The 11,282-nt window shown below is 60.1% G+C and carries 11 protein-coding genes; 7 read left to right on the top strand and 4 right to left on the bottom strand.

Going from position 1 to position 11,282, the window contains the following annotated elements; genetic code table 11:
* The first annotated feature begins 345 nt into the window (after positions 1–345).
* The 6 genes from B4E36_RS00605 (at position 346) to B4E36_RS00580 (ending at position 6,133) form a co-directional block, all read left to right on the top strand.
* Positions 346–1,404, top strand: a complete 1,059-nt coding sequence (locus B4E36_RS00605) for an ABC transporter ATP-binding protein (protein ID WP_292053501.1) — start codon at positions 346–348, stop codon at positions 1,402–1,404.
* A gap of 59 nt (positions 1,405–1,463) precedes the next feature.
* Positions 1,464–2,705 (top strand): extracellular solute-binding protein, encoded by a 1,242-nt coding sequence (locus tag B4E36_RS00600; protein ID WP_292053499.1) that lies wholly within the window; start codon positions 1,464–1,466, stop codon positions 2,703–2,705.
* 78 nt (positions 2,706–2,783) lie between these two features.
* Positions 2,784–3,692: a carbohydrate ABC transporter permease gene (locus B4E36_RS00595; protein ID WP_292053497.1), complete on the top strand. Its 909-nt coding sequence runs from the start codon at positions 2,784–2,786 to the stop codon at positions 3,690–3,692.
* Positions 3,689–4,546 carry a carbohydrate ABC transporter permease gene (locus B4E36_RS00590; protein ID WP_292053494.1) on the top strand — a complete coding sequence of 286 codons (858 nt, stop codon included), beginning with the start codon at positions 3,689–3,691 and terminating at the stop codon, positions 4,544–4,546. Before B4E36_RS00595 ends, B4E36_RS00590 begins: the two co-directional genes overlap by 4 nt.
* Complete coding sequence (locus tag B4E36_RS00585) at positions 4,543–5,214, top strand: N-acetylmannosamine-6-phosphate 2-epimerase (protein WP_292053492.1); 672 nt, start codon at positions 4,543–4,545, stop codon at positions 5,212–5,214. Before B4E36_RS00590 ends, B4E36_RS00585 begins: the two co-directional genes overlap by 4 nt.
* Before the next feature lie 4 nt (positions 5,215–5,218).
* Positions 5,219–6,133, top strand: coding sequence for an N-acetylglucosamine kinase (locus B4E36_RS00580; protein ID WP_292053490.1), 915 nt, complete (start codon positions 5,219–5,221; stop codon positions 6,131–6,133).
* Between the two features lie 502 nt (positions 6,134–6,635).
* Here the strand turns inward: B4E36_RS00580 and B4E36_RS00575 are convergent.
* The 3 genes from B4E36_RS00575 to B4E36_RS00565 form a co-directional block, all read right to left on the bottom strand.
* Entirely contained in the window at positions 6,636–7,664 is a 1,029-nt protein-coding gene (locus tag B4E36_RS00575) for a methionine synthase (RefSeq protein WP_292053489.1), read from the bottom strand.
* A 29-nt stretch (positions 7,665–7,693) separates the two neighbouring features.
* Positions 7,694–8,671, bottom strand: coding sequence for a DUF1852 domain-containing protein (locus B4E36_RS00570; protein WP_292053487.1), 978 nt, complete (start codon positions 8,669–8,671; stop codon positions 7,694–7,696).
* A 293-nt stretch (positions 8,672–8,964) separates the two neighbouring features.
* Complete coding sequence (locus tag B4E36_RS00565) at positions 8,965–9,837, bottom strand: LysR family transcriptional regulator (RefSeq protein ID WP_292053485.1); 873 nt, start codon at positions 9,835–9,837, stop codon at positions 8,965–8,967.
* A gap of 177 nt (positions 9,838–10,014) precedes the next feature.
* Here B4E36_RS00565 and B4E36_RS00560 point away from each other — a divergent pair, with 177 nt between their 5' ends.
* Positions 10,015–10,473, top strand: coding sequence for a pyridoxamine 5'-phosphate oxidase family protein (locus B4E36_RS00560; protein WP_018063522.1), 459 nt, complete (start codon positions 10,015–10,017; stop codon positions 10,471–10,473).
* Between the two features lie 135 nt (positions 10,474–10,608).
* Here B4E36_RS00560 and B4E36_RS00555 read toward each other — a convergent pair.
* Positions 10,609–11,282 (bottom strand): pyridoxal-phosphate dependent enzyme (locus tag B4E36_RS00555; protein WP_345899851.1); only part of this gene is annotated, 674 nt, incomplete at its 5' end.

Below are 11,282 nucleotides of genomic sequence, written 5' to 3'. Positions count from 1 at the left end.
TCGAATCCCTCCCTCTCCGCCATAAAAAACCTTTAAATTCAGATACTTATTTACATTTCAACGCCAGCCTCAATTTGTGCGGTTGCTTGATGCCTGTGTGGGAATGATCGAGGGCCACGCTCACGGCACTTTCCTATCGCCGAGGGGCGTGTCGGGCCTCCCGCAGCGGCGTGGAAACGTCGCGAGGCTTTCATCACCGGAATTTCTCCAACGCAATGATACTCAAAGAAGTTCTGCGAGGCAGACAGAAAACAACACGATCGATCTGAATTGACTCTTTACAGCCTCCTATAAAACGGCAATGATCCAATTGGTATTCTAATGGTATTGTTGAAGGGCTGATTTTTGGCGCGTCTATCACTCAAGGGTATCGTCAAGCGCTTCAAGGAAACGGAAGTGCTGCACGGGATCGATCTGGAGATCGGAGATCGTGAACTCATCATCTTTGTCGGACCATCAGGCTGCGGAAAATCGACGCTGCTGCGGCTGATCGCGGGCCTCGATCCGATTACCGGCGGCACGCTTTCGATCAATGGCAAGGTCATGAATGACGTTGCGCCCTCGAAGCGCGGGGCTGCCATGGTGTTTCAGTCCTATGCGCTTTATCCGCATATGGATGTCTATGAGAACATGGCGTTCGGCGCACGGCTGATGGGGCTTTCGAAGGATGAGATCAGCGCCCGCATTGCCGAAGTAACCCGGATGCTGAGGCTTGAGGACTATCTGAAACGCAAGCCGCGCCAGCTTTCCGGCGGGCAGCGCCAGCGCGTGGCCATTGCCCGCGCCATGGTGCGCAAGCCTGACGTTTTTCTGCTCGATGAACCGCTTTCGAACCTCGATGCCGCCCTTCGCGCCGACGTGCGCCTCGAGATTGCGCGCCTGCACCGCGATATCGGCGGCACGATGATCTATGTGACTCATGACCAGGTCGAGGCGATGACGCTGGCCGACCGGATCGTGGTGATGAACAATGGCTATATCGAACAGGTCGGCAGCCCCCGCGAACTGTTCGAAACGCCTGCCAACACCTTTGTGGCGACGTTCATCGGCTCGCCGAAGATGTCGCTTCTCGATGTCGACAGCACAGCGGGGAAACTTGCAATAGCGGGCACCGGCGCGATTCGGGCACCGGCCGGCATCGCGGAGGGCGCGCTCACCATCGGCGCACGCCCGGACGGTCTTTCCGTCGTGGCGGGACACGCCGGCGACGGCTTTGCCGGCTCGGTAATCTACACCGAATATCTCGGCGACGATTCATATGTTTACGTTCGGCTGACAAGCGGCGAGCAGGTCACCATCAGGGTGCCGCCAACCGTCTTCTTCGATGCCGACGACGATGTCACCGTGCAGGCGCAGGCAGATGCGCTTCACGTCTTTGACAGGGCGAGCGGCCAGCGTGTTTGATAACGGCTTTTCCGCTTGTCATCGGTAATTCAGGGGAACGGAACAAAAGGAGCAATCTGATGACACCCTTTGCCAAGACTTTTCTGGTGGCCACGGCCGTCGCCGGCATCGCCGCGCCGGCTTTCGCCGAAGATATTTCCTTCTGGGGCTGGCGCGTGGAGGACGTGCCGCAATATGAAGAATTCATCGACACCTTCGAGGCGGAAAACCCCGACATCAATGTCAATCTCAGAATGATCGAAGCCGTCAATTACGGCACCATCCTGTCGACCGCGCTTGCAGGCGAGGCCGGTCCCGACGCGATGATGGTGCGCGCCTACGGCTCCTTCGAGAGCGTGGCATCCGGCGGGTATCTCATGCCGCTTTCGGAAGAAAACGTGCCGGCGCTGAAGGACTTCCCGGCCGATGCGCTGAAGGCGGAAACCCTGCGCGCGGACAACACCGTCTACGCCATTCCCTTCGCCTCGCAGACGATGATGGTGCTCTACAACAAGGATGTGTTCAGCGAGCTTGGTCTTGAGCCGCCGAAGACATGGGACGATATGAAAGCGGCCGCCGAAGCGCTTCAGGAAGCCGGTCTCTACGCCTTTGCCAATGGCACGGCGGACGCATGGCAGAACGAAGTCATCACCTTCGGCCTCGGTTCATCGACCATGGGCAAGGCCTTTTACGAGGACGTGATGAGCGGCGATGCCGATTTCACCGATCCGCGCTTTGTCGATGCGCTGACCCGCATCAAGGATATGAGCCAGTATTTCCCCGACGGCTTCATCGGCCTCGATTACGCCTCTTCGCAGCAGCTGTTTGCGACGGGCATGGCCGGCATGTTCGTCGGCGGTTCCTATGAAATCGCCGCCATGAAGGGCATGAATCCCGATATCAATATCGGCGCCATTCCCGCCCCCGTGGTCAATGAGGACGATGAAGGCCTTGTCGCCGTGTTCTATGACGGCGGCTATGCCGGCAATGCGGCCACCGAGCACAAGGATGCGGTGCTGAAGTTCCTGAACTTCCTCGCCTCCAAGGAATTCGGTCAGGCCTTTGCCAACGAGCTCTCCAACATCTCGCCGATCCCGGGCGTCACTTTCGACAACCCGGATCTTGAGGCCGTTGCCGAGCTGAACAAGACCTCGATGCCTTACATGATGCTGGTGAATTTCCGCTTCGACCAGCCTTCGGGCTCGACGCTGGTTCAGGAAAACGTTCAGAAGATGATGGCCGGCGAGGCAACGCCTGAAGAGGTCGGCGCGACCGTGACCGAGGGCCTGTCGAAATACTACGAACCCTTCCAGAACAACTGATTTCTCGACGTCTAGGAGCCGGCCTTTTGAGGCCGGCTCGCTCTGATCAAGACGGAAGCGAATGCAATGAACCGCCTGATGCCGACGCCACGTGGCCTTTGGATCACCTGTCTGATCCTGCCCGCTCTTGCGGTGATGCTGCTCTTTGTCGCCTACCCGATCGTCTCAGCGCTGGCCTACGCCTTCTATCACTGGAACGGCATGGCGCGGGGCGAATTTGTCGGCTTCCAGAATTTCTACGATGTGCTGTTTACCGAACCGTATAAATCGACGGTTCAAAACGCCTTCATCAACAATGTCATCGTCTTTGTCACGCTGATGGTGGTGCAAAACGGCGCTGCCTTCATTCTCGCCTATGCGCTGTGGCGCGAGTTTCCGCTGGCCCGGCTCCATCGCATCGCCGTATTCCTGCCGGTGGTGCTGTCGACCGTGATTGTCGGCTATTTGTGGAAACTGTTCCTCAACCCGCTGTTCGGCATCGTCAACCAGACGCTGAAAGCGGTCGGTCTCGCCGGTTTGGCGCAACCCTGGCTCGGACAGTCCGACACCGCGCTGGCCTCGCTCATTCTCGTCAATGCGTGGCACTGGGTCGGCTTTCCGACACTGATTTTCCTTGCCGCCATGCAGCGCATTCCAAGCGAAATCTACGATGCCGTGCGCATGGAAACCGAAAGCGAGTGGGTGAAAATACGGAAAATCATCTGGCCGCTGGTGGCGCCGGCGGCAACCATCGTTTTCGTGCTGCAATTCATCGGGTCGTTCAACTGGTTCGAACTGCCCTATGTGATGGAGGGCATGAGCGGCTCGCCCTACGGCAATACCGATGTGCTGGCGCTTTATTTCTACCGGCTTGCCTTCGGCAATCCCGGCGCCGGAAGCTCGGATTTCGGCCATGGCTCGGCGCTGGCGGCGCTCGTCTTCATCTTCATTACCGTCTTTGCCACCGCCATGACGCTTTACCTGCGCCGCCGGGAGATTGAGCTTTGAGCGATACGACCTATACCGACCGCTCCGGCCTGATGCGCACATTCGGGCGCGACGGATTGCTGCAGATCCTGCTGATCGCCAATACCTTCATCATGATCGCGCCGATCGTGATCATGGTGTTTTCGGCCTTCAAGCCGTCAATGGCGATTTTCCGGAAGCCTTTCGCGATTCCCGATTTCACCGATCTGTCGAATTTCGAGGCGATATGGACCGAGACCCATTTCGTCCGCTACTTCTTCAACTCGCTGCTGATTACCGGATCGTCCATTCTTGCCATTCTGGTGTTGGGGTCGATGGCGGCCTATGCGCTGGGGCGCTATAATTTCAAGGGCTCCAGCTTTCTGCTGCTGTTCTTCCTGGCCGGTCTGACCCTGCCGCTGAAGCTCGCCGTCATTCCGCTTTTCGTGCTTATGCGCAAGATGGGCCTGCTCGACAGCCAGCTATCGCTGATCCTCATCTATATCGCCATGGGCCTGCCATCGACCGTGTTCATCATGACCGGGTTCATTCGCTCGCTGCCCGGCGAGCTGGAAGATGCCGCGCGCATGGACGGCGCGTCGGAAGCGCGGATCATGTGGTCGGTCATGCTGCCGCTGGCGCGGCCTGCCATGGTGATCGCCGCAATTCACAATCTCGTGCCGATCTGGAACGATTTCTTCTTCCCGCTGATCTTCATCCAGAACGATCTTCTGAAAACCCTGCCGCAGGGGCTGACGAGCTTCATGGGTGAATACACCACCAATTGGGGCGTGCTGTTTGCCGGGCTGACCTTTGCCGCAGCCCCCATCACGCTGCTCTACATCATCCTGTCCCGCCAGTTCATCAACGGCATGACTTCGGGCGCGATCAAGTGACGCTGAAGCTGAAGAAAGGCGGGCTGGTGGTTTCCTGCCAGGCCCGCGCTGACAACCCGCTCCACGGCGCGCATTTCATGGGCGCGATGGCGTTCGCTGCGCGCCACGGCGGCGCATGCGCCATCCGCGCAAATGGCGTTGCAGACGTGCGGGCCGTCAAGGCCGCGGGCCTGCCCGTCATCGGCATCGACAAGCAGTTTTCCGATGCCGTGCCCGTCTATATCACGCCGACGCTTGCAGCCTGCGATGCGCTTGCCGAGGCCGGAGCCGATATTATCGGCATTGACGCCACGCCGCGCCCGCGCCAGGGCGATAATCCGGCAAGGCTCATTCGCCACATTACCGAAGCGCTTGGACTTGAAGCCTTCTGCGATATCGCAACGCCCGACGAAGGGGCGGCCGCAGCGGACATGGGGGCAACCTATGTGGCGACAACGCTTTCCGGATATACCGATGACACCAGACGCAACGATGACCTGCCGGACTACGCCCTGATCGAAGCGCTGGTCGCCCGCCTCAAAACGCCGGTGGTGGCAGAGGGCCGGTTTTCGACGCCCGAACGCGCTCGCCGCGCGCTGGATTGCGGCGCTTATGCCGTCGTTGTCGGCACGGCGATTACCAATCCGCGCGAGATCACCCGTGGGTTTGTCAGGCAGATCGAGGGCTGAGGCCATGGACAGCTATTTCCTCGGCGGGGATATCGGCGGAACGGCGTCGCGGTTTGTCCTTTGCGATCAGGCGGGAACGATCGTTCAGCGGGGGGCTGCGGCCGGCGCCACCGGCCACACCTTCAACGCCGAATCCCGCGACAGGCTTGAGGAAAGCATCGCCGCGATTGCCGCGCAGATCACCAAACCGGTGGACGCGGCCGTCTTCGGCCTCACCGGGTACGGCCCGCGCGCGCGTGGCGATATCGAGGACATGCTGATTGCCGCGCTGAAGCTGACGCGCGCGAAGATTTTCATTTCCGACGATATCGAGCTTGCCTACCGCAGCCTATTTGCGCTTGGAGAAGGTCACCTCGTTTCCGCCGGAACGGGGTCGATTGCCGTTCACCTCGACAGCGAGGGCAGGCTTTTCCGCATTGGCGGGCGCGGCATCCTGATCGACGATGCGGGCTCCGGCGGCTGGATCGGCCTTGCTGCCGTGCGCGCGCTCTACCGCCGGCTTGACGAGGATGGCGCGCCGGGCGATATGCACCTGCTCGCCGATGCGCTTTACGCCGCCGTCGGCTCTGACGACTGGTCGGATATGCGCGCCTACATCTATGCCGGTGACCGCGGACGCATCGGCGCGCTAGCGCGTTCCGTTGCCGATGCCGCGGAGGCCGGCGATGCATGCGCAAACGCTATTCTGCGTGAGGCCGGCGCTGAACTCGCCCGCCTTGGCAACATCCTGATTGCCCGCAACGGCAACCACCCCGTCGCCTTTGTCGGCGGCGTGCTGAAGCTGCATTCGGTCATCGCCGAGACGATCCGTCAGAGGCTTGCCGGCGAGGCTCGCTTTCCCGCACTCGATCAGGCAGAAGGCGCCGCCCGGCTGGCCCTTTCCTTTTTTCACGCTGCATCTTCAGGACCTTCCGCCTGAATTCGACTGCCGAAGCTACCTCTTGGAGATGTTTCCGATCTGCGGTCCTGGCCAGATTTCGCCTCCGTCGTTTTGAGCCGATGGGCCGGATTGTCTTTTGAACCGGAAGCTGTCGTTTCCGGTTTCAAGGATGTGACAATCGACCCGACGCCAGGACGACATTACCGGTTCAACACCGATTGGAGATCCCGATGGCAGCGCAAGCTCAGAAGAGGTTGGCGTATCAATAAAGCCGTTCCACAGCCGTCCAAAAGCCTGGTTTTCTGCCGCGATCGCGCTGCAGTTTTTCTAGATAGACATGGCGCGCCCGACCGCGACTTAACTGCAAGATCGTGACGATTGAAGAAGGATTGACCGCGCTCCCGACATCATGGATCTCGTCCACGCATTGGACAACCGCACTCGCCTTCGGCTCCCTGCGCGGCCCTTCGGGCCTGGCCGTCTTCTATCTGTATTCAATCATCAACAACACTGCGGTATCCTGCGCCAACCGGGAGCGGCCCTAGGCGGAGATTTCCCGTCGGATGATTTCCGCGCCTGCCGAGAGGGCTTCAAGCTTGCCCCGGGCAACCGAGCGGGAAAGCGGCGTCATCCCGCAATTGGTGCAGGGGTAGAGTTTGTCGGCGTCGACGAACTGGAGCGCCTTGCGGAGAGTCGCGGCGACCTCCTCCGGCGTTTCGATGGTGTTGGTCGCCACGTCGATGGCGCCGACCATCACCTTCTTGCCGCGGATCAGTTCGATCAGTTCCATCGGCACATGCGAGTTGTGGCATTCCAGCGAAACCAGATCGATATTGGAGGCCTGAAGCTTCGGGAAGGTTTCTTCATATTGCCGCCATTCGGAGCCCAACGTCTTCTTCCAGTCGGTATTGGCCTTGATGCCGTAACCATAGCAGATATGGACCGCAGTCTCGCATTTCAGCCCTTCGATCGCCCTTTCAAGCGTGGCAATGCCCCAGTCATTCACCTCGTCGAAGAACACGTTGAAGGCGGGCTCGTCGAACTGGATGATGTCCACACCTGCGGCTTCCAGCTCGCGCGCTTCCTGATTGAGGATTTTGGCGAATTCCCAGGCAAGCTTCTCGCGGCTACGGTAATGGGCGTCATAAAGCGTGTCGATCATCGTCATCGGACCGGGCAGCGCCCATTTGATCGGACCGTCGGTCAGGCTGCGCAGGAATTTCGCATCCTCGACGAAGACCGGCTTTTCGCGCGATACGGCGCCGACAACGGTCGGAACGCTGGCATCATAGCGATTGCGGATCCTGACTGTCTCGCGCTTCTCGAAATCGACGCCATCGAGATGCTCGATGAAGGTCGTGACGAAGTGCTGGCGGGTCTGTTCGCCATCGCTGACGATATCGATGCCCGCGCGCTGTTGCTCAGCCAGCGTGATGCGCAGCGCGTCCTGTTTGCCCTCGGCGAGTTCATCACCCTCGAGCTTCCAGGGTGACCAGAGTTTTTCCGGCTCGGCAATCCATGCGGGCTTGGGCAGGCTGCCGGCGGTCGAGGTGGGGAGCAGTTTGTTCATGATCGCGACCTTGTAGGTTCTTGAATGGGTCAAAGGGCGTGTTGCGCCGACAATCGGCCCAGAAGGGATGCGTGGGGCTTGATGAAATGCTCCTCCGCGAACCTGCCTTGCTCGATGGCGAGCCGGGTCCGTTCCTCCCGGTCATAGACGATGCGTGTGAGCGAATGGTCGTTCTGCTTCAGGTTCGGTTTGTAGCATTGGCCCGCGACCGAGTTCGCGTTGTAAATCTCGGGTCGGTAGATCCGCTGGAACGTCTCCATGGTGCTGATGGTGCCGATCAGTTCCAGATTGGTGTAGTCGTTGAGCAGGTCTCCAAAGAAATAGAAGGCCAGCGGCGCCGCGCATTCAGGCGGCATGAAATAACGCACCTGCAAACCCATCTTGTGGAAATACTGCTCGGTCAGCGACGGCTCGTTGGCCTCGTATTCAACGCCCAGGACGGGGTGCCGGTTTGCGGTGCGGCGATAGATTTTGTTCTCCGAGACGCTGAGGCAGATGACCGGGGGCTTGCGGAAATGCGCCTTGTACGCCTTCGAATTCACGAAGCACTGGAAGAGCTTTCCGTGCAACTCGCCAAAATCCTCCGGCACGCTGAAACCCGCCCGGTCCCTGTTATGCTCGGGTAGCCGGATGCTGAAATCATAGTCGCGCACATAGGAGGAGAAGTTATTTCCAACGATGCCTTCGATCCGCGCGCCGGTCCTGCGATCGAGGATCGTCGTCTTCAGCACCTCGATGGCCGGGAAAGCCTGGCCAGTGCTGTCGATATCCAGTTCGGCGGAAATGATGTCGAGCTCGACCGCGTAACGGTCGCTCTCCGGATTGTCCCAATGCGCGAGGTCGTTGCAGCGATTGTCGATCATGCGCAACGCGTTGCGCAGGTTCTCCTGCCGGCGCTCGCCGCGCGCCAGGTTCGCGAAATTGGTGGTCGTCCGCGTGGCGTCGGACGGCTTGTAATTTTCGTCGAAACGAATGCTCTTGATCGTGAAGGTGAGGTCATTGGTCATCGTGGTATCCTGGCTTCCGAGAAAGCGCGCGCGGGCATTGATTGCGTTTTCGAGACCTGTCGGCCTTGTTCTCAAGCCTGCGTCATCAGCAGTCTTCATGAACCGACGGCTCAGGCGCTGGGTGTTGTATGCCCGAGTTTTTCCATGATAAAAAATGATTATTTATCAGAAAAACATGACACGTAGTCATGTTGAGACGATCCGTTTCGGAGCCGCCGCGCAACGATAGCCGTTCGCCGCCTGCATTTGGCGCGACACGCCCCAGGAAGCCCGGTCGGCCATCCAGCGATAGTTCAGATATGAACGGCCTCGGCCAACCCCATGAAACCATCCATGTAAGCGGCCCGGGTGCCCTTGCGGTATCCGAGATGGATCGATTTGGCGATGCCCTCGCCAATCCGTACGCCCTTCACCCCCTTGGCTCCGCGCAGAAGCCAGTCGGGCGTGGCGCTGACGGCGCGGCAGGAGGCCACCAGCCGCAGCATCAGATCGGTCGTTTCCACCGTGCGGTGACGGCGCGGCAGGGCGTGGGCAGGCACGAGGAAGCGGGTAAAGATATCGAGCCTTTCGCGGGAAACCGGATAGGTGATCAGGGTTTCGCCCGCCAGGTCCTCCGGCTCGACCCGTTGGCTCCGCGCCAGAGGGTGGTTCTCGGCAACCGCCAGCACCAGTTCGTAATCGAAGACAGGCCTGTATTCGAGGCCTACGCGCTCGATCGGATCGGGAGTGACGAGGATGTCGATCTCATGGCTGAGAAGTGCTGCCAGCCCGCCGAACTGAAAGGCGGTGGTCACGTCCAGCTCGACATCCGGCCATTCCGCCAGGAACGGGTCGACCACGCGCATCAGCCAGTCCTGGCAGGGGTGGCATTCCATCCCCACCCGGATCGCGCCGCGCCGCCCGCGCGCATAATCCTCGATCACCGTCGCGCCATGTTCGAGCTGCGGCAGCACCCGCTGCGCAAGGCCGAGAAGATAGTCTCCGGCAAGCGTCAGGCGCAGCTTGTGCCCCTCGCGCTCCCAGAGCTTGACGCCGTAGCGGTCCTCGAAACGGCGGATCGCGTGGCTGACGGCCGATTGGGTCAGGTTGAGCTGCTCGGCCGCCTGGGTGAGACTGCCCGTCCGGTCTATTTCACGCAGGATGGCCAGAGGCTGGATATCGATCATGGAGCATGAATCCCTGTCATGTTTCCTTGGTCTAAAGCGCTTCGACTGGAAATGGAAGCGCGGCTGCTCGTCGAAAAACGGCCCGCCACTTAAAGTGGTCGCGCGCGAGCCTCTTTCCCAAAATCGGCAGGCAACCTTTTCAGGCGGAAGGCGTTTATCCCTGCAAAGGAGAAAACAATGTCAAAATCGGAATTCTGGAAAGAAATGGACGATGTTCGCGCGGCGATGCTGGGCATTGGTTCCGCCCGCCATGTGCCGATGTCGCCTTACCCCAATGAGAAGGAAGGGGTGATCTGGTTTATCACCGCGAAGGGCACTGATCTGGTGAAGGCGATCGAGGCCGGCGAGACCGAAAGTTCGCTTATCGTCACGGGCAATGGCGAGATGCACGCCCGCGTGGAAGGCAAGTCCGAGCTGGTCCAGGATCGAAAGAAGCTCGAGGAGCTCTGGAATCCGGTCGCCTCCAGCTGGTTTGAGGGAATCGATGATCCCGATATCCGGTTGATCAGGTTTGACCCGGATTTCGCCGAAGTCTGGGCCACAAAAGGTTCGATCGGTTTTGCGATCCAGATCGCCAAGGCCAAGGTCACCGACGAGCAGCCCGATATGGGCGATCACTTCGAGGTCCGGTTCTGACGCTTCGTACTTGGAGTTGTTTTTATCCGCCGGGTGTCCTTTCAGGTACCCGGCGGTAACGTTTGGAGCGAGCCACGGATATCACTGCTGCAGCGATAACCTTGCAGCGCAAGATGCCTGATCGCCGAAGGACCGTCAGGCCTGCAGCCGGCCGGTGTCGAGGAAACGCTCGAGCTGGTCGACATAGGGCGCGATGTCGAGGCCGTTTTCCTTCAGCCAGTCGGGGTTGTAATAGGTATCGGCATAGCGCGCGCCGCTGTCGCAGATCAGGGTGACGAGCGCGCCTTCGCGCTTCTCGTGCATCATCTGCGCCGCGATCCGGCAAAGGCCGAAGAAATTTGTGCCGGTCGAGCCGCCGACCTGGCGGAAGATGCGTTTCGAGAGAACATGCATGGCCGCAAGGGATGCGGCGTCGGGGACCCGGATCATGTGGTCGATGACCGTTGGCAGGAAGGAGGGTTCGACGCGTGGCCTGCCGATGCCCTCGATCCTGGACCCGTCATCGCGGCTGACGGTGCGGTCGCCGCTGACATAGCTGTCATAGAACACCGAGTTCTCGACATCGACCACGCAGAGCCGCGTCGGCAGGTTGCGGTAGCGGATATAGCGGCCGATCGTGGCCGAGGTGCCGCCGGTGCCTGCGCTCATCACCACCCATTCGGGGGTGGGGTGCTCCTCGTTCTCCATCTGCGCGAAAATGCTCTCGGCGATATTGTTGTTGCCGCGCCAGTCGGTGGCGCGCTCGGCGAAGGTGAACTGGTCGAGATAATGGCCGCCGGTCTCGGCGGCGATCCGCTGCGCCGCCTCAT

It is taken from the genome of Martelella sp. UBA3392, from assembly GCF_002358775.1.
GTDB lineage: Bacteria > Pseudomonadota > Alphaproteobacteria > Rhizobiales > Rhizobiaceae > Martelella > Martelella mediterranea.
The sequence above is the reverse complement of the archived record's forward strand: the minus strand, read 5'-3'. Positions and strand labels throughout refer to the sequence as shown.

Bases quoted from the DNA above. Each gene is read 5' to 3' on its own strand.
- B4E36_RS00600 (WP_292053499.1), top strand. From the start codon at position 1,464: ATGACACCCTTTGCCAAGACTTTTCTGGTGGCCACGGCCGTCGCCGGC.
- B4E36_RS00570 (WP_292053487.1), bottom strand. From the start codon at position 8,671: ATGACCAATGACCTCACCTTCACGATCAAGAGCATTCGTTTCGACGAA.
- B4E36_RS00560 (WP_018063522.1), top strand. From the start codon at position 10,015: ATGTCAAAATCGGAATTCTGGAAAGAAATGGACGATGTTCGCGCGGCG.
- B4E36_RS00595 (WP_292053497.1), top strand. From the start codon at position 2,784: ATGCCGACGCCACGTGGCCTTTGGATCACCTGTCTGATCCTGCCCGCT.
- B4E36_RS00565 (WP_292053485.1), bottom strand. From the start codon at position 9,837: ATGATCGATATCCAGCCTCTGGCCATCCTGCGTGAAATAGACCGGACG.
- B4E36_RS00575 (WP_292053489.1), bottom strand. From the start codon at position 7,664: ATGAACAAACTGCTCCCCACCTCGACCGCCGGCAGCCTGCCCAAGCCC.
- B4E36_RS00580 (WP_292053490.1), top strand. From the start codon at position 5,219: ATGGACAGCTATTTCCTCGGCGGGGATATCGGCGGAACGGCGTCGCGG.